The sequence below is a fragment of the Pantoea sp. BR_17 genome (assembly GCF_041955125.1).
GTDB lineage: Bacteria > Pseudomonadota > Gammaproteobacteria > Enterobacterales > Enterobacteriaceae > Pantoea > Pantoea stewartii.
This window is the reverse complement of sequence record NZ_JAVAXT010000013.1, coordinates 39,515-62,596: the sequence shown is the minus strand read 5'-3', so window position 1 is coordinate 62,596 and position 23,082 is coordinate 39,515. Positions and strand designations below refer to the sequence as shown.

Here is a 23,082-nt window from a genome sequence, read left to right as displayed (position 1 = left end):
ACCCTTACAGTAAATGTTTATCCAGCAGCGCCTGACAGGCAGGCGGCAGCGGCGGGGGTTCACGCTTCACAGGCGCAGAACCCGGCTGCTTTGGCAGGAACCAGCTCTGCAACTCTGCCCCGCAGCCATCCCCGGGAGGCGGGGGAGCCTGCTCCTCACAATCCGGGCTGCCCTGTGGACAGCGCAAACGGACGTGCATATGGGCGCGGTGCGCGAACCAGGGCCGTACTTTATGTAACCAGCTTCGATCTGTACCCGCATCCGCGCAAAGCTGCTTTTTAATCGCCGGATTGACGAAGATGCGCGTGACATCTTCATCTTTCGCCGCCAGTTTAATCAGACTGGCGATTTCAGGCTGCCAGTGACGCGCAACGACGTTCCTGCCATCGGCGGCCACCAGATCCAGCGGCTGAGGTTTCAGTAACTGCTGTGCACTCCAGCGGGTTTTCGGCAGTTGTAGCCAGATATCCACGTCGAGTCCGGTCTGGTGGCTGGCATGGCCGCTGCTGAAGCGTCCGCCGGCAGCCATGCCCATATCGCCAATCAGCACGTTGCCCAGTTGCAGATTATGCGCCTGCATGGCCAGGCGCTGGATAAACAGAATCAGGTCGGGATGACCGAAATAGCGGCGCTGATCCTGACGCATGACCTGATAATCCGGTGAGTTAAGCGGCAGAGCCTGCGCGCCGACAATACAGCCGTTGGCAAAGCCGCCAATCGCATTCGGTGCACCCGCGACAGGGTGCTGAATACGCTGCCACGGCGTCGCCGCCAGGCTTGCCGCGCTGAGTAACAGCGCGCTGAGCATCAGCATCACTTTCATCAGGTTACCAACGTGGCACGGTGGAGTTGACATCGCCACACTGCGCACGCTGGCGCAGCAGATGGTCCATCAGCACAATTGCCATCATGGCTTCGGCAATCGGCACCGCACGAATGCCCACGCAGGGATCGTGACGGCCTTTCGTGATCATCTCCACTTCTTCCCCGTGGCGGGTGATGGTTTTGCCTGGCACGGTAATGCTGGAGGTCGGCTTCATCGCCAGATTGGCGCTGATAGTCTGACCGCTGCTGATACCGCCGAGAATGCCGCCTGCGTGGTTACTCTGAAAACCGTTAGCCCGAATTTCATCGCGATGCTGACTGCCGCGCTGATTCACCACGGCAAAGCCGTCGCCAATTTCAACGCCCTTCACGGCGTTAATGCTCATCAGCGCATGCGCGAGATCCGCATCCAGGCGATCAAAGACCGGTTCGCCCAGGCCCGGCGGGACATTTTCCGCCATGACCGTGACTTTGGCACCGACAGAATCGCCCTCTTTTTTCAGCGCGCGCATCAGTTCATCCAGCGCCTCAAGCTTATCGGCGTCCGGGCAGAAGAACGGATTCTCTTCAACGATGGTCCAGTCTTTAAGTTCACAGGCCACGTCGCCGATCTGCGCCAGATAGCCCCGCACCACGATCCCGTGCTGCATGTGCAGGTATTTTTTGGCGATGGCGCCCGCCGCCACGCGCATCGCCGTCTCACGTGCCGATGAACGGCCACCGCCGCGATAGTCGCGCGTACCGTATTTTTGTTCGTAGGTGTAATCCGCATGGCCGGGTCGGAACAGATTTTTAATGGCGCCGTAATCCTGCGAACGTTGATCGGTGTTCTCAATCAGCAGGCCAATCGAGGTCCCTGTGGTGACACCTTCAAACACACCTGACAGAATTTTGACCTGATCCGGTTCACGGCGCTGCGTCGTATAACGCGAAGTGCCCGGACGGCGGCGGTCCAGATCGTGCTGGATATCGGCTTCGGTCAACGGAATGCCGGGCGGCACGCCATCAACAATACATCCCAGAGCAATGCCGTGAGATTCGCCAAAGGTGGTGACGCGAAAGAACTGTCCGATGCTGTTTCCGGCCATTGAGATTCCTTGTTACGGTTTGACGGGCGAACGCTCGCCCCTCTTTTTAGTCTTTATAGAATGAGAAATGGTGCTGTGCATCAACGATTTGCTGACGGGTGAGCATAAAGACACCGTCACCACCGTTGTTAAACTCCAGCCAGGTGAAAGGCACATCGGGATACTGCTCCATCATGTGCACCATACTGTTGCCGACTTCGCAAATCAGCACGCCGTTTTCGCTCAGGTAACCCGGCGCACAGGCCAGAATACGGCGGACCAGCTTCAGGCCATCGCTTCCGGCCGCCAGACCCAGCTCAGGCTCATGGTGATATTCGCCCGGCAGATCGTCCATATCTTCGGCATCCACATAGGGCGGATTGGTCACGATCAGATCGTATTGCACAGGCGGCAATTCGCGGAACAGATCGGCGCGAATCGGCGTGACATGGTGGATCAAACCATGCTCTTCGATATTTTGTTCCGCCACTGCCAGCGCATCGTGGGAGATATCCACCGCGTCAACTTCGGCGTCCGGGAAGGCGTAAGCACAGGCGATGGCAATACAGCCGCTTCCGGTGCACATGTCCAGAATATGACGCGGCTTTTCAGGAATTAAGCCGGCAAAACGGTTTTCAATCAGCTCCCCAATCGGCGAACGGGGAACCAGAACGCGTTCATCGACATAGAATTCATGGCCGCAGAACCAGGCTTTATTAGTCAGATAGGCAACCGGGATGCGTTCGTTAACGCGACGAATGACGCGTTCGACAATGCGATGACGTTCACTGGCGGTCAGGCGGGCATTGCGCATGTCTTCCGGAATATCAAGCGGTAACCAAAGCGTAGGCAGAACCAGCTGGACGGCTTCGTCCCAGGGATTATCTGTGCCGTGTCCGTACCAGATGCCAGCCGCGGTAAAGCGGCTGACCGACCAGCGCAGCATATCCTGAATGGTGTGCAGTTCGTTCACTGCCTCATCGACGAAAATTTTGTCCACATAGCCCTCCGCAGGCCTTTAACTAAATCGGCCGATAGTTTGCCACGAAGCCGAGCAGAATTCAGCGCAGCAAGGTGAAAAAGCTGACAATTAATGACAGTAAACGGTAAGGTAATGGCTTCTGCTGTTAATCAGCCACCTCAGACATGATTCACGACCCATGCGTAAAAAACCGACCCTGAGCCAGGATGATCAAGCGCTGTTCCGTCAGTTAATGACCGGCACGCGAGAACTGAAACAAGATACTATCGTGCATAAGCCGGTGGTCAAAACCCGCGACGTGCCGGTTAAACGCCTGCTGTCTGAGCAAGCGGACAACAGCCATTATTTTTCCGATGAGTTCCAGCCGCTGCTGTCCACAGAAGGGGCGACGCGCTATGTCCGTGCGGACGTGAGCCATTTCGAGCTGAAAAAGCTGCGTCGGGGCGATTACACGCCAGAAATTTTTCTCGATCTGCATGGACTCACACAGATGCAGGCCAAACAGGAACTGGGCGCGTTGATTGCCGCCTGCCGTCGCGAACACCTTTTTTGTGCCAGCGTGATGACCGGACATGGTAAACATATTTTAAAGCAACAAACGCCGCTGTGGCTGGCCCAGCATCCCTGGGTAATGGCGTTTCATCAGGCACCCAAAATGTTTGGTGGCGACGCCGCGCTGCTGGTCCTGATTGAAGTCGAAGAATGGCAACCGCCAGAGCTGCCTTGATATTCCTGCCCTGAGACGTCTTTTTCACCCCGCCGTTTCGCCCCGTTTCTTCCCCCCTTTGCCGGGGGAAACCGGTTTAACCGACGCCCGCTTTCTTTCACTTTTGCGCCTGTTTTTGGTCCTCTGTTCTGCCCGTTTTTGTTCAGACTGACGCAGACTATTTGCTTATGTAATTATTTATACTGAATACAATTTACTCGCTGCCGATAACGTCTAAGCATTTAGGCACATTACGTTTGAATATTTCGGCACATTGACCAAGGGAACTTTTTGAATGAGCGGGTTAAGTCATTTTTTTGAGAATTTGAAAGTGGGCAAAAAGCTGATGCTCGGTTTTGGACTGATTTTACTTTTGAGTCTGGCCGTAGCGATATGCGGGATTAAAAATCTGAACGACATCAGCGTCCGGGCCGAAAAGCTCAGGGAGCTGAAAAGCGTTAATGACCGGTTTTCACAGGCCAAAGATGCCCGACTGCAGTTCGTGAAAACGCATGATGAAAAATTCATCGACGTTAACGAAAATCTGCTGAAAGAGGTGGATCAGAATCTGAAAAACCTGGGCGTTTTTCACTGGGATGACAGTCAGCAGGCGATGATTACGGCGATGCCGTCCGCTATTGCCACTTACCGGCAGAAACGCGCCGATACGGTACAGGCTGTCCGTAACGGGGCACAGGCGCTTCAGAACCTGTCCGTGGCGGATGAGATGCGGGATATCAGCCAACTGGCCGCAAGCAACAGCAGTGACCCGCAGACGAGCGCGGCGTTACAGGAAATCAATAAACACCTGGGCGGCGTGGCGGTACGTGTCAAACTCTTTGGCCTTGAGCACAAAGAAGAAGATCGCAACGCCCTGAGCAACTTCCTGTCGGAAACCGTGCAGCTGATGGCTCAGGTCAAACCGCGCCTTAACGCCGCAGACAGTGCTGCGCTTGAAAAAGTCAGCGCACAGCTTGAGACCAAACAGGGCGATATCAATGCGCTGATGGCGTCGGTGGCGGCAGGTGACGCAGCCACTGTGCAACTGGCGGCTGCGGGCAAAATCCTGACCGACATGAGCAACGCCTTGTTTACCCAACAGTTAGATGCGACCAATCACGACGCGAATCAGGCCGTCTGGCTGATGACGGTGATTATCACCGCCGCTATTGTAGCAGGCATTCTTATCGCCCTGTTTATTACCCGCCAGTTGACGCGTCCTCTCGCTGAACTGCTGCACGTCGCTAATCAGATGGCGCGTGGCAACCTCAGCACCGTGCTGAAATCGTCCCGTCGGGATGAGCTGGGCGAACTGATGCATGCAGTCGGTGAAATGAGCGATGAGCTGCGTCGCATTATCAGCGGTATCCGCAGTGGCGTGACCAGCGTCAGTCAGGCTTCAGCGGAGATTGCCTCCGGCAATAATGATCTGTCAGCCCGCACAGAAAGCCAGGCCGCCGCCCTTGCGCAGACCGCAGCCAGCATGGAGCAACTGACCGCAACGGTTAAGCAGAACGCAGACAACATTCATCATTCCAGTCGACTGGCGCAGCAAACCTTCGACACCGCCAGCCGCGGTGGGCAGCTGGTTACGGATGTGGTCAGCACCATGAATGAGATCACCACCAGCTCTGGCAAAATCTCAGAAATCACCTCCGTGATAAACAGTATCGCGTTTCAGACTAATATCCTGGCACTCAATGCCGCCGTAGAAGCGGCACGGGCCGGAGAACAAGGTCGGGGCTTTGCCGTGGTAGCCAGCGAAGTGCGTAATCTGGCACAACGCAGTGCGCAGGCGGCGAAGGAGATTGAAGCGCTGATTCATGATTCTGTGGCGCGTATTAATGCCGGTTCGCAACTGGTGAGTCAGACGGGGAACACCATGGGGGAGATCGTCAACTCGGTCAGTAACGTGACGGATCTGTTGAACGAAATTTCTCATGCGTCGGAAGAGCAGAATCGCGGCATTGCGCAGGTAGGCGTCGCGATTGTTGAGATGGATAACGTGACGCAGCAGAACGCCGCGCTGGTGGAGCAGTCGTCCGCTGCCGCCAGTGCGCTGCACGATCAGGCGCAAACGCTGGCAGGATCGGTGTCGCGTTTTGTGATTGCGTAACGTGTGGAAAGAAAACGGGTGAAGTGAGTCAAACGTTTTCAGTGTCGGGCCAGAGGATGGCCCGACAGCGTTTACATCGCTTTTGCCAGTTTTTTAGGACTGACCTGCCAGAGCAGCTTGCCCTGGCTTTCCGCCGGGTCAAAATCCACGCAGGCAATGGCCGAAGTAGCGAACATCGGTGGCGTTTCCTGAGGGCACAGCTCCGACACCAGATAACCGACCAGCGGCAGGTGAGAGATCACCAGCACCGATTTCACCCCTTCGTTTGCCAGCGTCTGCAAATAGCAGCCCACCAGCCCCGGATCGCCGCCAGGCGTTAACTCCGGCAGGATATCCGCCCCGTCTGGTAAGGGCAGCGCCTCACGAACTGTCGCGAGCGTTTGTTGCGCACGCAGATAAGGGCTGACCAGGACACGTTCAATGTCAACAGCCTGATCTTTTAACCAGTTCGCCATCTGGCGTGATTCATCACATCCACAAAGCGTTAAGGGCCGGACTGAATCACTGGCAGCGTCGAGCGCCGCATCGCCGTGACGCATGATAAAAACTTGCATAAAGCACCGCTGTTGTTTGTCGACATCGCCTGACACCTTCGTGTCAGGCGCTTCATTCTGCGAATGAACGTCGTGTTTTACCCTAATGGCTTCAGTATAGTCAACCGGTTGTTTATTAAATAAGCACCTGCCCGATTACGGCGTCGCATCATGATGGTGCGACACACGACTAACCCCCTGAATCAGGATGGATATTCATATTTATGAAGAAGTGTAAAACTTTGTCTGCTGTTGCGCTGCCCGCTGCAGTCTTTCACAGGGTGCAAAGTGGTCACCATATTGCTGCTCAAGCCGCGTTAATCTGTTGACGATTTCCCCAGCACCAAGGCGATCAATATAGTGAAATGGCCCGCCCAGAAACGGGGGAAAGCCAATACCAAACACCGCACCAATATCACCGTCACGGGGCGAGCGGATAACCTGCTCATCCAGACAGCGCACCGCCTCATTTAACATCATCATCACGCAGCGCTCTGCGATGTGTGCCCCACTCTGCACGCTTGCGGGTTTAATCTGCAATACGTCGTACACGGTGGGATCCGGCTTTTTACGTTGCAAACGTGACGATTCATACAGATAGAACCCTTTATGATTTTTTCGCCCTTTGCGTCCGTCGTTGATCACAGCCGCCAGAGCAGGCGGTGCCGCAAACCGTTCACCGTAAGCCTGCTGCAACCCGGGCGAGATTTTACTGCCGACATCGATGCCCACCTCATCCAGCAGTTGAACCGGCCCAACCGGAAAGCCAAACGTCACCAGTGCGCGGTCAATATGTTCAACAGGTTCGCCCTCCAGCAGACAGCGCATCGCTTCGTTGATGTAGGGCGTCAGAATACGGTTGACGTAAAAGCCCGGTCTGTCAGCGACCACAATCGGCGTTTTGCCCTGTTTACGTGCCAGCGTGACGGTGCTGGCGAGCGTTTCAGGCGAGGTCGCCGCATGCGGGATAACTTCAACCAGCGGCATTTTCTCCACCGGACTGAAGTAGTGCAGGCCAATAATATTCTCAGGACGCGCGGCCTTCGCCGCAATGTCGGCAATCGGGAGGGAAGAGGTATTGGACGCAAAAATCGTCTGGGGCTGACAGTGCGTTTCCACCTCTGCCACCATTTGCTGTTTCAGCGCCAGATCTTCAAACACCGCCTCGATGACGATGTCACGTTGGGTAAACCCCTGATAGTCGGTACCGCCGCTGATGCGCGCCATCTGCTGCTGGCGCTGCGCCGGGGTGAGCTGACGACGCTGCACTTTTTTACTCAGCAGCGCCCAACTGGTCTGCAGCGCATGATTAATGCCGTTCAGGCTGATGTCTTTAATGCGCACGGGCAGACCGGCATGAATTGCGCTGACGCAGGCAATGCCGCCGCCCATCAACCCGCCGCCCAGCACACCAACACGTTCGACTGGCCGGGGCTGCGCCTCAGTTCCGTTCTCTTTTTTCAGCGCGGTGGAGGCAAAAAACAGGCTGCGTAGCGCCGCCGATTCCGGCGTCATGGCCAGCTCGCCAAAGGCGCGCGCCTCGGCGGCATAACCTGCCTGACTGCTTTGCTCAAGCCCAATGCGCACCACATCGATGATACGTTGCGCGGCCGGATAGTTCCCCTGGGTTTTGCGTTCCGTTTCCCGCCTGACCAGCGCAAACAAGGCCTGGCGGGCGATCGGCCCCTGCAGCAGACGGTCGCGTAGCGGAAGCGGTGCGCGGCGGCGTTTGCCTTTTTTAACGCTTTCGATAGCGGTATCCAGCAGGATCGCCTGCGGCACCGCGTCATCGACAATCCCCAGCTTCTTCGCCTGTTTCGCGCGCAGGCTTTTCCCCGTCAGGATGAGAGGTAAAGCCTTTTGCACGCCAATCAGATGCGGCAGACGCTGCGTGCCACCCGAACCGGGCAGTAATCCCAGTTGCACTTCCGGCAGTCCCAGACGGGTTTTATCATCCAGCGTACAGATGCGTGAATGACAGGCCAGCGCCAGCTCAAGACCGCCGCCTAAGCAGGCCCCGTGAATGGCGGCCACCACGGGAAACGGTAAGGCGGCAATCGCGGCCATTACCTCCTGCCCTTGCCTTGCCAGAGCTTCGGCTTCATCCGCACGCTGACAGCGATCAATCATGCTGATATCGGCACCTGCTACAAAGTTGTCAGGCTTGCCGGAAATCAGTACCAGCCCGAGCAGCTGCGGATGCTGGCGTGCCTCGCTAATCAGGCTGGCAATCTGGACCGCAAATTCCGCCTTCAGCGTATTCATTTTTTCATTGGGCACATCAATGGTGATCACGCCAACATGATCGTCCCGCATCTGCAAAGTAAACGCGCGCTGTTCCATTATTCGGCCTCCAGAACCATGGCTGCACCTAATCCTCCGGCGGCACAGGCCGTGACCAGTCCCAGCCCGCCTCCGCGCCGACGCAATTCATTTAAGGTCTGCGTGATCATGCGCGCGCCGGTCGCCGCAAAAGGATGACCATAGGCGATGGAGCCGCCCAGGACGTTAAAACGTGCATCGTCGATTTCACCCAGCGCGTGCGAGCGGTTTAATACCTCGCGGGCAAAACGTTCGTCACGAAACAGCTTAATATTACTCAAGGTCTGCGCCGCGAACGCTTCATGCATATCAATAAGCGTCAGATCAGCCAGCGTGATGCCAGCACGATCAAGCGCCAGCGGCGAGGCGTAAGCGGGCCCGAGCAGCATGTCCTGCCAGACATCAATGGCGGTAAAGGCGTAGCTGCGCAGATAGCCCAGCGGCTGTAATCCCAGCGCTTTGGCCTGGCCTTCACGCATCAATATCACCGCCGCCGCCCCGTCCGTTAACGGCGTGCTGTTGGCTGCCGTTACCGTGCCGTGCTGGCGATCAAACGCCGGACGTAAACGGGCATAGTCAGCCGCTTTCGCATCCATTCGCACGTTATTATCCTGGTCTATGGGGGCCTTAAAGGGCGGGACGAAGGCGGCCATGACTTCCTGATTCAGCACGCCCGACTGCCAGGCCTGCGCTGCGCGCTGATGCGAACGCAGAGCCAGCGCATCCTGTTCTTCCCGGCTGATGCCGTGCGTTTTCGCCATCTGTTCTGCGGTATCGCCCATGCGTAATCCTGTGGAGTATTCGGCCACGGCAGGCGGCACCGGTAACAGATCGCCGGGACGCAGGCGGCGCAGAATCTGAAACTTTTGGGAAAGGCTTTTTGCTTTGTTCATATCCACTAGCGCACGAGCCAGCGTTTTACTGACGCCAATCGGCAGGACGGAAGAGGAATCCGCGCCGCCCGCAATACCGACCGAAATCGTGCCTGCCAGCAGGCTTTCCGTGACGTTAGCCACCGCCTGGAAGCTGGTCGCACAGGCTCGGCTGACGCTGTACGCATCGGTACTGACGCTGAGACCACTGCTCAGCACAATTTCCCGCGCGATGTTGGGAGCCTCTGGCATCTGCACCACCTGACCAAACACCAGTTGCTCAATCACCCCGACCGGTAACTCACTCCGGGCCACCATTTCGCTGACCACCATCCGGCCCAGCTCTACGGCGGGAATGCCATGAAATCCTGTCGCCTGACGGAGAAAAGGCGTACGTAATCCGTGAGTGATAGCGATGCGCTCGCCCGTACGCGTCAACAGTGACTGCGCTTTGCTCATTGTATCCACCTGTGCATCGTGACCGGGGCATCATTGCCAAAAGAGGTCTGACCTGATCCACAGTGTTAACCACAAGCGGCTACGCCGCCAACATCAGGAAGAGAAAAGTGAGATGAGAAACACGAAAATGACAAACGCCGCCGGGCAGCGGCGTTAAGCGGTTCAGCGTAAACCTAACTGAAAAATCAGGGTTTCTGCCTGACAGCTAAAAGTAAAAGCAACATCAAGCCGCACGCCGCCCGTCTCTTCTGTGAATCGCGCATCTATGACACAGGGATCGGACTCGACCTGACGCGCCCTTTCGCTCAGTTCAGCCAGTTTGCTGTCGGCTTCCGCGCGCTGGCCAAACCACGCTGACCAACTGGCGGTACAATCGGTGTTGTCCATTACGGTACCGACATCCACACAACAGCATGCCGCCGTTTCGGTCGCGCGACATTTTTTCAGAGCATCCGTCATGGTAATCTCCTGGTTTCACAACTAAAGGGAAAAGCCTTCGCTGCGAAAAATTCTACGCTTTGGATTTCTCCCCCGCTATGCACGCGACGCTAAGTGACGAATATCACAATATAATTTGATCTGAATCAGTTTTGCGCCTGCTGCCTGCCTCGTTTCCCGCAGAGAAGTGTTAAGCAGATCGAATTTTCATCTATCAAATTGGAAATAATTTAAAAACAATATTGCAACATGTGTACAGGTCGGACCTATACTCTCCGCACTGGTCTGATATGTCCGACCGTCATCAGTCCATACAATCCGCCGTTCCTTGTTACACGACGTCACAACGTTAAATAATAATTCACATGAGGTTGTGGTCATGAACCATAAAAACCTGTTCGCAAAGTCAGCCGTGGCAGCTGCGGTAGCGCTTATTTCCTCTAACGTTTACGCAGCCGGATTTCAGTTAAATGAATTTTCTTCCATTGGTTTAGGTCGTGCTTATTCAGGCGAAGGCGCAATGGGTGATACGGCGGCCTCAGCCAGCCGTAACCCGGCGACCATGGCGCTGATGGATCGCCCTGAATTTTCACTCGGTGCGGTTTATATCGATCCTCAAGTGGATATCAGCGGCCAGAGTCCAACAGGACGTAGCCTGGATGCGAAAAACATCGCGCCTAATCAGTGGGTCCCTGATCTGCACTATGTCCAGCCGATTAATGACCAATGGTGGGTAGGGGCCTCTGCCACCTCAAACTACGGTCTGGCGACAGAATTTAATAACGGTTATACCGCAGGCGGATTCGGCGGTAAAACAGACCTGACGACCGTGAATCTTAACCTCAGCACCGCCTACCGCCTGAATGAACACTTCAGCTTTGGTGTGGGTTTTGATGCCGTTTATGCTAAAGCGAAAATTGAGCGTTATGCCGGAGAGTCGTTCTCCGCGCTGGGCATTCCTGCGGATACCCAAATTACCCGACTAAAGGGGAACGAATGGGGTTATGGCTGGAACGCCGGTGTACTTTATGAGGTTGATGATAATAACCGTTTTGGTTTCACCTACCGCTCTGAGGTGAAAGTTGACTTTGATGGGGATTACAAAAGTAATCTTCCTGCGGCCATCAACGCATTTAACATTCCCGGCGCACCTTTTGGCACAAGCGGAAACACGATTCCGGGTTCATTAACCCTGAATCTGCCAGAAATGTGGGAAGTTTCAGGCTGGCATAAAGTCGCGCCACAATGGGCCGTTCACTATAGCCTGGCCTATACCAGCTGGAGCCAGTTCCAGGAGCTGAAAGCGACCGGTTCGAATGGTCAGACGCTGTTCTATAAAGATGAAGGCTTCCATGATGCCTACCGTATCGCCCTGGGTACCACTTACCAGTACGATAAAAACTGGACCTTCCGCAGCGGTATCGCCTTTGATGACAGCCCGGTTCCGGCTGACAAGCGTTCCATCTCCATCCCGGATCAGGATCGCTTGTGGCTGAGTGCGGGTGCCTCCTATGCATTTAATGACGATGCTTCCGTCGATGTCGGCGTCTCTTATATGCATGGTCAGAAAGTTACCATTCAGGAAGGCAATTACACCTTTAATTCCAGTGGTAAAGCCTGGCTGTACGGCGCGAGCTTCAACTACAAATTCTGATATGTTGACCGCATAAAAAAGCGACACACTGTGTCGCTTTTTTTTGCTCCGCCTGGCGAGCCCTGACAGAACATTCGTATAAATCACTTCAGCCTGAAGCCGCCCTTTTCCGGGCGGCCTCACATTACTGAGAATCGATATCTTTGAGATCGTCCTGAATTGCCGCTGCGTTCGGATTATCTTCGGGCTTCAGCTTGCCACCACGCGCCAAGAAGTCATAGCGCTCAAAATAGGCGTTACGCATAAAGGCGTAAGGATCGCGCTGCTGTTTCAGGATGGCATCGGAGTCCAGCAGTTGCGCACGCGTTTCCACCCCTTCAAGTGCCCATTTACCCACGGACATCGGCCAGGTCAACCAGCCCAGCACCGGATAAAGCGTATCCACATAATCGCCGCCGTCCTGACGCACCGTAAAGCTGCCATAGCCAGGCAACTGCACGTAAGGACCGTAGCCCACGCCATAGTGCCCCAGCGTGGTACCGAAGCGTTGCGGCCCCTGGCGCGCCAGCTCAGGGTTCGCTTTGCCTGCAACGTCGATAAAGCCGCCCAGGCCCAGCACGGTATTCAGGAAGAAACGCGTGAAGTGAATACCGGCATTGCGCGGCTCACCGACCAGAATAGCGTTCACCATACTGGCGGGTTCGCTCAGGTTGCCCAGGAAGTTGCTCAGGCCAGCACGTGCCGGGACGGGCACATAGTCGCGCCAGGCCACAGCCACCGGACGCACCACATACGGGTCCAGCACATTGTAGTTAAAGTTAAACATTGTGCGGTTAAAGCCTTCAAACGGATCGCTACGCCCGGCTGGCGCATCGGTCTCCGGCTTTGAACTGGCACAACCCACCAGAAGCACACTGGCCAAGGCCAGGCTGGTCAGGCGGTGATCCATTTTTTTCTCCCTGTGCATATAAGTGATGTATACCCTGCCGCCTTTCTCGGGTAGATCAGCGCGTTAAGCAAGCATAGCTGATATCCACGGTGCGGTTTACAGATTCAGACAGAGCCAGAGAATATCGGTCTAAGGCTGCTGCGCATTAATCTCAACGGTCACATGCTGATGACCGTCCCAGGGCACGACGGCGCTGACACCGAACCAGTCACCCGGCTCAGGGTTCGCGCGGCCATTACGTGAAATCCTGACGCGAACCTGGATCTGTTTCTGCGCCGAAAGACGGCGCCCCTGCATCATGGCATTACTGTCATCCAGCGTCAGCGACACGGGAAAATGCCCGGCAGCAAGACGCTTCACGGCCACCGGCACGGGCGACATACCGTCAGTAACCGAAATATACATGACTCCGCCCGGCGGTAACATGTTTTCTGCCTGGGGAGAAAGCGTCACATCTACCGTCAACTGGCTCGCTTGTTGTCCGGCGTCCGTTCTGGCTTGCTCAATACTGCGCGCAATGTTGTCGCGCCGGGGATCGTCCGCCGGCAGCGCGTTCAGTAAGGTTTGCCAGGCCGCAATCGCCTGAGCATAGTGTTGCTGTTCAAAGGCAGCGTAAGCCAGCAGGCTCAGCGTCCGGGCATTATGCGGATCCTGTTTACGCAGATCCTGCAACACAAGTTCTGCCTGACGGTTTTCCTGTGGATCGCCCGACCGGGCCAGAACCTCGGCGTAATCCTGTTTTAATACCTGATTATTCGGTGCCAACTGCAGCGCGTGCTCGAACGCCTGACGGGCGGTCGTCGCGTTATTCAGCACCATACCAAGACGGCCAAGCCTTGCCCAGTCGCTAAGGTTATCAGGCTCGGTTTGCAGATGGCTGCGCAAACCGAGCTGTAAGCGTGAAAGCTGTTCCGGCGTCAGCGGCTTCGCGTGAGGATCCAGCACCTGCGCACGCAGCGCAGGATACGCTTTCTGCACCTGCAGCCAGCCGCTGAACGGCACAAAACCGCCGGTGTTGAGATAGCACACCAGCGGCACGACCAGTAAGACAATAATGCCCGGTAACAATACCCAACGGCGACTGCTGCGCGACTGTGCATCCGGTGCGGGCGGAATATCACTCAACAGTGACTGCTGTAGCTCGCGCGCCATCACGTCCCGCTCGGCAATCACGCCCTGATCCTCATCCTGCGCCAGTTCGGCCAGCCGTTGGTGATAAAAATCCTTATTAAGGCTGTTACGCGTGACTAAGTGGGACGCGCGCGGACGCCAGCCTGCGGCCAGGAACAGCACACAGGCCGCGAACAGCAGTACCAATATCGCGATTAAAAAGGCTGCCATTATGCTTCCCTGTCCGATTTCAAAATGGCTTCAAGCCGCTGTTGCTCTTCATCACTCAGTTCGCTACAGGTCTTACGCTGGCGACTGCGCCAGACGATTACGCCCGCGCCGCCTGCGACAAACAGCGCAGGTCCCAGCCACAGAATCACGGTGGATGGCGTTACGGGCGGTTGGTAGCTGACGAAATTGCCGTAGCGCGCCACCATATAGTCGAGGATCTGCTGACGCGTTTGTCCCTGTTTCATCAGCTGATAAACTTTCAACCGCATATCCGCCGCAATCATGGCGTTGGAATCCGCAATGCTGTTGTTCTGACATTTGGGGCAGCGCAGGGAGGCGGTGATATCACGGTACTGTTCTTCCTGCGCGACGGAGTCAAATGCATAGGTATCGATGGCCGCCCACAGGCTGGCGCTAAACAGCAAGCCGCAAAGCATCGTCACCAGCGCTTTCATGAGCCGCTCTCCGTGTTGTATTTATCCCATAAAGGCTTTACTTCCTGCTGCCAGACGCGCGGATTCAGATCTCCGGCATGGCGATAGCGAATAATGCCGTTGCCATCGATCAGAAAGGTTTCCGGTGCGCCATATACGCCAAGATCCAGGCCCAGCATACCGTCGCCATCATACAGGCTGAGCGCATAAGGATTACCCAGCGTGTTTAACCAGGTCACCGCCTTTTGCCGATCGTCTTTATAATTGAGCCCGACTACCCGCACGCCCTGCTCTGCCAGCGTATTCAGATAGTGATGTTCTGCCCGACAGGTCGGGCACCATGTTGCCCAGACGTTGAGTAAAAGCGGTTTGCCGGTGATAAGCTTTTGCTGGTTGTAGGTTTTACCTGGCGTTTCCAGGGCTTCGAGCCGGAACACCGGCAACGGTTTACCAATTAACGCCGACTCCAGCCGCGTAGGATCGTCGCCCGCCGCATTGCGTGACAGTTGCCAAAGCAGCGCGGCGGCCAGCAGTAAAAACAGGATCAGGGGAATAAACAGAATCTTTTTCATGCCCGCACCTCGCGCTCGCCTTTTTTACGCGCACGATAACGCGGATCCAGTAAACAGAGCAGACCGCCCGCAGCCATAAACAGTCCACCGAACCAAATCCAGCGCACAAAGGGTTTATAGTAAATGCGCACCGCCCAACTGCCGTCATCGAGTTCCTCACCCAGCGCCGCATAGAGATCGCGGGTAAAGCCACCATCAATTGCCGCCTCGGTCATCATGGCGCGCGCCGCTGAATAAAAGCGTTTTTCCGCATACAACATCGCTTCAGGCTGCCCGTCCCGCGTCACATCAATCACCGCCACGCCGCCGCTGTAGTTGGGCCCTTGCAGATCCTGAACATCGCGGAAGACAAAGTGGTAGCGATGGATATCAACACTGTCGCCCGCTTTCATGCGCACATCCCGTTCAACGCTGTATTGCGTGCTAAACGCTATCCCAATCACGGTGACGCCGACACCTAAATGGCCGAGCACCATGCCCCAGTGGCTGCGTGACAAGTGGCGCAGTCCGGTGAAAAAAGAATGACGATGCGTCGCACGTTCATGCAGTTCCATCAGGGTTAATACGATGATCCATACCGCCATCAGCAGGCCCACTACCGTCATTGCCTCTACCCGATCCTGTAGCCACCAGGGCAACAGCACGGAGGCCAGCAGCGTGACGGCCAGTGCTAACAGCAAACGCCGTACCAGCTTCTGGGGTTCATCACGGCGCCAGCGCACTAACGGCCCAATCCCCAACATTAAGGCCAGCGGTGCCATCAGCCAGCTGAACAGCGTATTAAAAAAGGGCTGGCCCACGGAGATGCTGCCCAGACCGAGTTGTTTATGGACCAGCGGTAACAGCGTACCGAGCAGCACCACCAGCATGGCCGCAATCAACAGGACGTTATTGCCCAGCAGAAAGGACTCGCGCGACCACAAGGCGTTTTGTACCCGGCTGCGGACCTGCCCTCCTTTGAGGGCATAGAGCAGCAGCGAGCTGCCAATAACAATCACCAAAAAGGCCAGAATAAACATGCCCCGCGCCGGATCGGAGGCAAACGCGTGCACCGAGACCAGCACGCCGGATCGCACCAGGAAGGTCCCGAGCAGACTCAGGGAGAACGCGGTAATCGCCAGCAATACGGTCCAGGCTTTAAAGGTGCCGCGCTTTTCGGTCACCGCCAGTGAGTGCATTAAAGCCGTGCCAGCCAGCCAGGGCATAAAGGACGCATTTTCAACCGGATCCCAGAACCACCAGCCGCCCCAGCCCAGCTCGTAATAGGCCCACGCAGAGCCCAACACAATACCTATGGTCAGGAACAGCCAGGCTGCGGTGGTCCAGGGACGCGACCAGCGCGCCCAGGCGGTATCCAGTCTTCCGGCCATCAGGGAGGCAATGGCAAAAGCAAAGGCCACCGAGAAACCGACATAGCCCATGTATAACAAAGGCGGATGGAAGATCAGGCCAATATCCTGCAGCATGGGATTGAGGTCGCGGCCATCGACGGGAAAGTCCGGCAGGGTACGGCTGAACGGATTAGAGGTGAGGATGATAAATAACAGGAAGCCCAGCGTAATCATGCCCATCACCGCCAGCACACGCGCCAGTGCGTCCTGCGGCATGCCGCGGCTGAAGATCGCCACGGCCAGCGTCCAGCCACTCAGCAGCAGCACCCACAGCAGCAGGGAGCCTTCGTGCGCCCCCCAGGTGGCCGCAATGCGGTAATAGACCGGCAGCAGGGAATTCGAGTTGTTAACGACATAGCTTACGGTAAAGTCGTTAACGATAAACGCCCAGACCAGCAACCCGAAAGCCCCCGCCACACAGCCGAACAGGCCAACGGCCAGGGGACGCGCCATGCCCATCAGGCGCGCATCCTGACGCCAGGCGCCCCACAGCGGATATACGCTGAGCAGCAGCGCCAACGCGACGCCGAGACAGAGTAAAAAACTGCCCAGTTCTGGCATCATGGTGTCTGTCCTGCCGGGTGAGTCGCGGCCTGTTGCTCGGGTGGTGCGGGCTTCATCGCGGCGGTGATTTCAGGTGGCGTGTAGTTTTCATCATGTTTCGCCAGCACTTCTTTGGCGTTGATCAGGTTGCCGGGTTCAAGGACGCCTTGTGCAACGACGCCCTGCCCCTCGCGAAACAGATCGGGCAAAATGCCCACAAAGTTTACACTGACCACACCACGGCCATCGTAAAGCTGAAAAGAGACGGCCAGTGTTCGGGGATCTCGCGTGACGCTGCCGGGCATCACCACGCCGCCCACGCGCAGACGCTGTCCGGGTTCCGGCCGGATGTGTGCATCACCTTTCCCCTCCAGGATTTCACCGGGCGTATAAAACAGATCGATATTGGACCGCAGCGCATACATTACCAGCGCGGTAGCCAGTCCAAGTCCGGTAAGTATCGCCACGACGACATACAGGCGATTACGACGGCGGGTATTCACTTCGCTTCTCCTGCCGTTTTAGTCCCGGCACGTTTAACACTGGCCGCGCGCAGACGGCGCTCCCGGGCATCACGCTGGCGAATGTCCGCCAGCAAACGTCTGTGTGACCACCAGCTGTGTACAATCAGGCCACAAAGAGGCACCAGCGCCCCTGCCACCGCCAGCCAGACGTAAAAGGCGTAACCGCCCATGGCAATGAAGTCATGCCATGAGGCAAAAGCGGGCGTCATTCTTTGCTCCTTGTCTTTGCCAGGGCAATCGCCCAGGGACGTTTACGTTCCGTCAGCAGAATCAGGTTGCGTAAGCGCATCAGCGTTAACGTGATAAACAACAGCAGGTCACCCAGGATGGCCCAGCGCAGCGGCGTGCGCATCGGCGGCGCGATAGCCTGTTGCAGTAAGCCGGACGATCCCTGATGCAAGGTATTCCACCACTGCACAGAGAAATGAATGATGGGCAGATTGATCACGCCGACCAGAATGAGCACCCCTGCGGCGCGCCCGGCCATGCGACGGTCCTCGAACGCCTGATACAGCGCAATGACGCCCAGATATAAAAACAGCAGCACCAGTTCTGATGTGAGCCTGGCGTCCCATATCCACCAGGTTCCCCACATCGGCTTGCCCCAGGCAGAACCGGTAACCAGCGCAATAAAGGTAAACACCGCACCGATCGGTGCCATCGCCGCTGAGACTAAATCGGCCATTTTCATCTGCCAGACCAGACCAGTAAACGCCGCAACGGCCATCGCGCTGTATATCCCCATCGACCACATGGCCGCCGGAACATGAATATACATAATGCGAAAACTGTCACCCTGCTGGTAGTCTGCCGGTGCATAGCCAAATCCCCATATCCAGGCCAGCAGCAGTACCGCCGCACTGGCCAGGGCGAACCCCGGCACCAGCCGACCGCACAACTGATACAGCCGTTCGGGCTTCGCCAGCTGATGTAATCCTTTCCACATGTTTACTTGCTCACTTTTAAATAAACGCGAATAACACGTCTGATGCGTGCTGATTTAGTGCAGCGTAATCCGCAACGCCGCGGCGGTGGCAAATGGGGCCAGCGTCGCACTCGCGACCAGCATCGCCCCCAGCAACGCCAGGTAACCGCCAATGGCTAACCCCTGACCTGCGGCGTCGATGGCCGCGCTGGCAAAAATCAGTACCGGAATAGCCAGTGGCAGAACCAACAGGCTGAGCAGCACGCCGCCGCGACGCAACCCAACGGTCAGCCCCACGCCAATCGCGCCGAGAAAACTCAGCGTCGGTGTTCCTAACAGCAGCGTCAGTGCCACCGCCCGCCAGCCCGGCATACCCAGGGACAGCAACAGGGCCGCCAGGGGCGAAAGCAGAATTAACGGAAAGCCCGTGACCAGCCAGTGGGCGATGACTTTCCCCAGCACCGTGACCGGCAGCGGTACAGGCGACAATAAAAGTTGCTCCAGCGTGCCGTCGTTAAGGTCATCACGAAACAGCCTTTCCAGCGCGAGCAGCGAAGAGAGCAATGCCGCAACCCAGACAATACCGGGTGCGATCCGTGCCAGCTGATGAGGATCGGGACCGATACCCAACGGGAAGAGCGTGATGACAATCAGGAAAAACCACAGTGGATTCATCACTTCGGCGCCGCGACGACAGGCGATACGTAATTCGCGCTGAATAAGACGACACAACATTACTGCCACTCCACGGCATGCAGGCGGATAGTATTGATCTGCCCCGTCAGCCGCGGTAGCGCCTGATGGCTGGTCACGATGACAGACCCCCCCTGCTGCGTGTGCGCCACAAAGCGGCTCATTAACGTCTCCACCCCCGTGTGATCGAGGGCGGTTAAAGGTTCGTCCAGGATCCATAAGGTTGCCTGGGTCAGCCACAGCCGGGCCAGGGCGATGCGCCGCTGTTGTCCGGCAGAGAGCTGCGCGGCCGCGACCTCTTCATAACCTGCCAGGCCGACGCTGGCCAGTGCAGTAAAAAGGTGTTCATCGCGGCAGTCTGGATGATAAAAGCGCAGATTTTCCAGCGCCGATAACGCCGATGAGATCCCCGGCAGATGCCCCAGGTAAAGCATGGCCTGATGCCAGGTGTCGCGTTGCCGGTGAACCGGCTGCGACTGCCAGCGCACCTCACCATGTTCAGGCGTGCTCAGTCCGGCCAGGATCCGCAGCAGCGACGTTTTCCCGGCCCCGTTTGGCCCTTCAATTTGTACGATGTCACCTGCCGACACGCTAAACGTAAGCGCCTCAAAGAGCGCGCGCTCATCACGCACACAAAGCAGATTAATGATTTCCAACATGGAGGGGTAAATCGCGCCAGCCAAATAAGGCGCAAATGATAGCACAATGTTACAGCGTGCCGAAGGCTGTGCGCGCTCCCCTTTTGCGCAGGGCTTAGATATTCGTGCTTTTCAGCGCGTCTGGTGGATAAAAAGCGCACCACGACAGAAGGTTGTCACGTTTGTTCGCTATCGCAGAAACAGTTTCGTTAGCCAAAAAACGACTACGCTTATAACGCATTTGTACTGTTACCAGGAGAAAACATGAAGCCTTCATCAAGCATAAGTCAGGGACCTAACGATGTAGACAGCGAAGAAAAAGAACAGGGAAAGGAGGATATTGAAGTAGATGAAGACGCCCTGCCCTCGCGTGCCGCCGCTATCCACGAAGAGATCCGACAGGACGGGGAGAAAGAGCTGGAGCGGGATGGCATGGCGCTGCTGTGGTCAGCGATTGCGGCCGGGCTGTCAATGGGGGCTTCACTGATGGCCAAGGGCATTTTTCAGGTTCATCTGGACGGCGTCCCCGGCGCCTATTTACTGGAAAACCTTGGCTACACCTTTGGCTTTGTGATTGTGATTATGGCACGGCAGCAGCTTTTCACTGAAAACACCGTGACGGCCGTTCTGCCCGTTATGCACAAACCCACCACAAGCAATCTTGGTTTATTGCTTCGCCTGTGGGGCATTGTGCTACTGGGCAACCTTATTGGTACTGCATTCGCCGCCTTAGCGTTTAACGAAATGCCCATTTTTGATGAAGCCACTCGCCAGGCCTTTACGGATATCAGCATGAAGGTGATGGAACATACGCCGGGCGAGATGTTTGCTAACGCGGTGATCTCCGGCTGGATCATTGCCACAATGGTCTGGATGTTCCCTTATGCGGGAGCGGCCAAACTGTTTGTCATTGTGATGATGACCTGGCTGGTCGCACTGGGCGATCTGGCACATATTGTGGTGGGTTCCGTTGAGGTGCTTTACCTGGTGTTTAACGGCAGCGTGCCCTGGACCGCGTTTCTCTGGCCTTTTGCTGTTCCAACCCTGTTGGGTAACCTGACGGGCGGTACGCTGATTTTCGCCCTGATAAGTCACGCCCAGATTCGCAATGATATGGGCGAAGCTGCTCAGGCAAAGGCGAAGGCAGAACGGCGCAAAGCGGAGAAAAAACGTCAGCAGCAGCAAGAAGAACGCTAAATTGCTGACAGAATGAGCAAACGCGCGGCAGTGTAGTGAATCCTGCCGCTTAACTGCGGTATACTGCGCTGGCGTCTCCTTAGTTAAATGGATATAACGAGCCCCTCCTAAGGGCTAGTTGCAGGTTCGATTCCTGCAGGGGACACCACGTACAGCCTTCTGACATTCACCAAATTCACTCATCCTTCTTATCTTTAATACCGCCTCTGCTCTGCCTGGGTGACGACGGCCAGTTTCTGCGCATTTCAACATGAACGATTACACATACACATTTCCTGTTTAAGCATTCACGCTTTATTAAGGCTCAGAACGGCCGGCACTTTTAGGCAAGCGGTCAACATCTCATCGTGTTTTTTGCGACCAGCTTGCCCCTGTCGACAGACTGAAGAAAAGTGTAACGCCTGGCCGATAACACGCAATCTTCTTAAATAATCAAGTCGGGGACATTCTCAGAATCAGAAAGAAAATGAAGCGCCTTTATGTGGATCGCTACCCACTCGCTTCTTAAGCGCCCTGCGTAAATCAGAAAACCCGACAGAAAACGGCGTGCTCGCTTTGCCAGACGAGAGGTTTTATTTTTCTGCCTGCTGTTTCAGTTCGGCATAGCGGGCTGTCAGTTGTTTCAGGTGCATTTCCAGCTGAGATTGGGCAGCAGCAGGTAACGGTTTCCCCGTTGGGTGTTGCGACAGTACGCGCAGCTGTTCTTCAGCCGGTATGGACTGATTAAAGAACTGCATCGTGGCAAAAACCACTGATTTCAGCTCACTGACCGTTATGTATTTACCCTTCTGTTCATCGAGGCCATTTAATCTGTCGCTCAGTTTTTGTAGTGTCATCATTCCCTGAGACCAGCCATTAAGCTGCTCTGCCGGTAATGCGGCAGCACTGCGTTGTTGTTGCCATTGCTGTGCCAGAGACTTTGCCTGCTCCGGCCAGAGCGCCTGAGCCTGCTCTACAAGTTGTCGGCTGTAGTCAATGCTCCAGCCCGGTGGAAGCTTATCCAGACGGTTCAGCTGTTGCTGTGTTCGGGCGATCACGTTCTGCGGCAAAGCAGTCTGCTGACGCAATAGATCCATCTGTTCTGGCGTGAGCGTTGCAGGTAAAGGTGCCAGAGATGCCGCCAACTGAGCCTGCAGCGGATTTGGCCGGTTTACATATTGCCAGCTTCCCGCTGCGGCCACGCTTATTGCCAGCATGGCACCCATACCGGCAACGAAAGATTTCCACTTTTTTACCGGCGCGGGAAGAGTCGCCAGTACTTCCACATTCGCCTGATATTCAGGGCGGGCAACATACACCCATTTCATCGCGCTGGCGGTTTCTTCTGCACCGTCGGCTGCGAAGGCGGCTGCATCGTTGATCACACTAGCTGGCAGCACAGCTGCCCCTGTCCACATCCACCTGAACCAGCACATCACCTTGCTGCGCCTGCGCCAGTTGCTGTTGCAAGTCAGTAATTGCAGCCTGCTGACTGATGTCACGGCGACTGGCCATCAGCTCTTGTGCCAGCGCCTTTTCGTTACTGAAACGTACCTCCTGCTCCCCGATACGCGCTTCCAGTTCAGTCCTCTGCTGCTCAATCACGCCCAGGCGGTCACCATGACGGTTGCTGCCGGCGGCAATGTCTTCCTGCAGAGCCTGCTCTTCCAGTTCCAGTGCGGTCAGCTGTGCTTTCAGACGCACAATTTGTTCAGGCACCGTGTCGAGGCTCATGCGCACGCGTGCCGCGGCGGTGTCCAGCAGGTCAACAGCCTTGTCAGGCAGCTGGCGGCCGGTCAGATAGCGACGAGACAGGGTGACCGCCGCTTTGACCGCGTCGTCGGTAATGTGCACGTTATGGTGCTCGGCGTAACGGGATTTCAGGCCACGCAGCATCAGGCAGGCGGTATCATCGTCCGGCTCGTCGACCTTCACCATCTGGAAGCGACGCTCCAGCGCGGCATCGCGCTCGAAGTACTGCT

General features: G+C 56.3%; 22 protein-coding genes, 1 tRNA gene and 1 pseudogene. 5 read left to right on the top strand and 19 right to left on the bottom strand.

Going from position 1 to position 23,082, the window contains the following annotated elements; translation table 11 throughout:
* Window positions 1-4 precede the first annotated feature (4 nt).
* From mepA to prmB, 3 genes are read right to left on the bottom strand one after another with little or no spacing between them, the layout of a single operon-like run.
* A complete protein-coding gene (mepA, locus tag RAC60_RS18400; protein ID WP_172912996.1) occupies window positions 5-823 on the bottom strand; it encodes a penicillin-insensitive murein endopeptidase in 819 nt (272 codons plus the stop codon).
* Between the two features lie 4 nt (window positions 824-827).
* Complete coding sequence (gene aroC, locus RAC60_RS18395; RefSeq protein ID WP_185199207.1) at window positions 828-1,913, bottom strand: chorismate synthase; 1,086 nt, start codon at window positions 1,911-1,913, stop codon at window positions 828-830.
* 46 nt (window positions 1,914-1,959) lie between these two features.
* Entirely contained in the window at window positions 1,960-2,892 is a 933-nt protein-coding gene (gene prmB / locus RAC60_RS18390) for a 50S ribosomal protein L3 N(5)-glutamine methyltransferase (protein ID WP_006120083.1), read from the bottom strand.
* 160 nt (window positions 2,893-3,052) lie between these two features.
* On the opposite strand from prmB, the gene smrB reads away from it, so the two are divergent.
* Both smrB and RAC60_RS18380 read left to right on the top strand, forming a co-directional pair.
* Entirely contained in the window at window positions 3,053-3,601 is a 549-nt protein-coding gene (gene smrB / locus RAC60_RS18385) for an endonuclease SmrB (protein WP_039339724.1), read from the top strand.
* 274 nt (window positions 3,602-3,875) lie between these two features.
* Complete coding sequence (locus RAC60_RS18380; RefSeq protein ID WP_375094120.1) at window positions 3,876-5,696, top strand: methyl-accepting chemotaxis protein; 1,821 nt, start codon at window positions 3,876-3,878, stop codon at window positions 5,694-5,696.
* Window positions 5,697-5,767: 71 nt separating this feature from the next.
* Here the strand turns inward: RAC60_RS18380 and sixA are convergent, their stop codons facing one another.
* The 4 genes from sixA to RAC60_RS18360 form a co-directional block, all read right to left on the bottom strand.
* Window positions 5,768-6,250 carry a phosphohistidine phosphatase SixA gene (gene sixA, locus RAC60_RS18375; protein WP_006120087.1) on the bottom strand — a complete coding sequence of 161 codons (483 nt, stop codon included), beginning with the start codon at window positions 6,248-6,250 and terminating at the stop codon, window positions 5,768-5,770.
* 201 nt (window positions 6,251-6,451) lie between these two features.
* Window positions 6,452-8,572, bottom strand: coding sequence for a fatty acid oxidation complex subunit alpha FadJ (gene fadJ / locus RAC60_RS18370; protein ID WP_375094119.1), 2,121 nt, complete (start codon window positions 8,570-8,572; stop codon window positions 6,452-6,454).
* Window positions 8,572-9,882, bottom strand: a complete 1,311-nt coding sequence (gene fadI / locus RAC60_RS18365) for an acetyl-CoA C-acyltransferase FadI (RefSeq protein WP_375094118.1) — start codon at window positions 9,880-9,882, stop codon at window positions 8,572-8,574. Before fadI ends, fadJ begins: the two co-directional genes overlap by 1 nt.
* Before the next feature lie 162 nt (window positions 9,883-10,044).
* The gene (locus RAC60_RS18360; protein ID WP_006120091.1) at window positions 10,045-10,341 is read right to left on the bottom strand and encodes a YfcZ/YiiS family protein; all 297 of its coding nucleotides are present in this window, start codon (window positions 10,339-10,341) and stop codon (window positions 10,045-10,047) included.
* A 358-nt stretch (window positions 10,342-10,699) separates the two neighbouring features.
* Here RAC60_RS18360 and fadL point away from each other — a divergent pair, with 358 nt between their 5' ends.
* Window positions 10,700-11,974: a long-chain fatty acid transporter FadL gene (gene fadL / locus RAC60_RS18355; protein ID WP_033740714.1), complete on the top strand. Its 1,275-nt coding sequence runs from the start codon at window positions 10,700-10,702 to the stop codon at window positions 11,972-11,974.
* 124 nt (window positions 11,975-12,098) lie between these two features.
* Here fadL and mlaA read toward each other — a convergent pair whose 3' ends face one another.
* The 10 genes from mlaA to ccmA all read right to left on the bottom strand — a co-directional run bounded on the left by mlaA (window position 12,099) and on the right by ccmA (window position 19,945).
* A complete protein-coding gene (mlaA, locus tag RAC60_RS18350; protein WP_033740717.1) occupies window positions 12,099-12,863 on the bottom strand; it encodes a phospholipid-binding lipoprotein MlaA in 765 nt (254 codons plus the stop codon).
* Between the two features lie 129 nt (window positions 12,864-12,992).
* A complete protein-coding gene (gene ccmI / locus RAC60_RS18345; protein WP_375094117.1) occupies window positions 12,993-14,204 on the bottom strand; it encodes a c-type cytochrome biogenesis protein CcmI in 1,212 nt (403 codons plus the stop codon).
* Entirely contained in the window at window positions 14,204-14,659 is a 456-nt protein-coding gene (locus RAC60_RS18340) for a cytochrome c-type biogenesis protein (protein WP_039339742.1), read from the bottom strand. Before RAC60_RS18340 ends, ccmI begins: the two co-directional genes overlap by 1 nt.
* Window positions 14,656-15,210 (bottom strand): DsbE family thiol:disulfide interchange protein, encoded by a 555-nt coding sequence (locus RAC60_RS18335; RefSeq protein ID WP_375094116.1) that lies wholly within the window; start codon window positions 15,208-15,210, stop codon window positions 14,656-14,658. The genes RAC60_RS18340 and RAC60_RS18335 overlap by 4 nt, the downstream gene beginning before the upstream one ends.
* Window positions 15,207-17,165, bottom strand: a complete 1,959-nt coding sequence (locus tag RAC60_RS18330) for a heme lyase CcmF/NrfE family subunit (protein WP_375094115.1) — start codon at window positions 17,163-17,165, stop codon at window positions 15,207-15,209. The genes RAC60_RS18335 and RAC60_RS18330 overlap by 4 nt, the downstream gene beginning before the upstream one ends.
* Window positions 17,162-17,647, bottom strand: a complete 486-nt coding sequence (gene ccmE, locus RAC60_RS18325; protein ID WP_283786074.1) for a cytochrome c maturation protein CcmE — start codon at window positions 17,645-17,647, stop codon at window positions 17,162-17,164. The genes RAC60_RS18330 and ccmE overlap by 4 nt, the downstream gene beginning before the upstream one ends.
* Window positions 17,644-17,877 (bottom strand): heme exporter protein CcmD, encoded by a 234-nt coding sequence (gene ccmD / locus RAC60_RS18320; RefSeq protein ID WP_006120099.1) that lies wholly within the window; start codon window positions 17,875-17,877, stop codon window positions 17,644-17,646. The genes ccmE and ccmD overlap by 4 nt, the downstream gene beginning before the upstream one ends.
* Window positions 17,874-18,614 carry a heme ABC transporter permease gene (locus RAC60_RS18315; RefSeq protein WP_033740732.1) on the bottom strand — a complete coding sequence of 247 codons (741 nt, stop codon included), beginning with the start codon at window positions 18,612-18,614 and terminating at the stop codon, window positions 17,874-17,876. The genes ccmD and RAC60_RS18315 overlap by 4 nt, the downstream gene beginning before the upstream one ends.
* A 54-nt stretch (window positions 18,615-18,668) precedes the next feature.
* Window positions 18,669-19,328, bottom strand: coding sequence for a heme exporter protein CcmB (ccmB, locus tag RAC60_RS18310; protein ID WP_283786073.1), 660 nt, complete (start codon window positions 19,326-19,328; stop codon window positions 18,669-18,671).
* On the bottom strand, window positions 19,328-19,945 hold the full coding sequence (gene ccmA, locus RAC60_RS18305; protein WP_375094114.1) for a cytochrome c biogenesis heme-transporting ATPase CcmA: 618 nt from the start codon (window positions 19,943-19,945) through the stop codon (window positions 19,328-19,330). Before ccmA ends, ccmB begins: the two co-directional genes overlap by 1 nt.
* A 243-nt stretch (window positions 19,946-20,188) precedes the next feature.
* Between ccmA and RAC60_RS18300 the strand changes: the two genes are divergently transcribed.
* Window positions 20,189-21,121, top strand: coding sequence for a formate/nitrite transporter family protein (locus tag RAC60_RS18300; RefSeq protein ID WP_039339756.1), 933 nt, complete (start codon window positions 20,189-20,191; stop codon window positions 21,119-21,121).
* Between the two features lie 73 nt (window positions 21,122-21,194).
* Window positions 21,195-21,269, top strand: a tRNA-Arg gene (locus RAC60_RS18295).
* 424 nt (window positions 21,270-21,693) lie between these two features.
* On the opposite strand, the pseudogene RAC60_RS18290 reads toward RAC60_RS18295, so the two are convergent.
* Window positions 21,694-22,434, bottom strand: a pseudogene (locus RAC60_RS18290) (VasL domain-containing protein); the annotation flags it as partial.
* A 52-nt stretch (window positions 22,435-22,486) separates the two neighbouring features.
* Window positions 22,487-23,038: a hypothetical protein gene (locus tag RAC60_RS18285; RefSeq protein ID WP_375094139.1), complete on the bottom strand. Its 552-nt coding sequence runs from the start codon at window positions 23,036-23,038 to the stop codon at window positions 22,487-22,489.
* Window positions 23,039-23,082 lie beyond the last annotated feature (44 nt).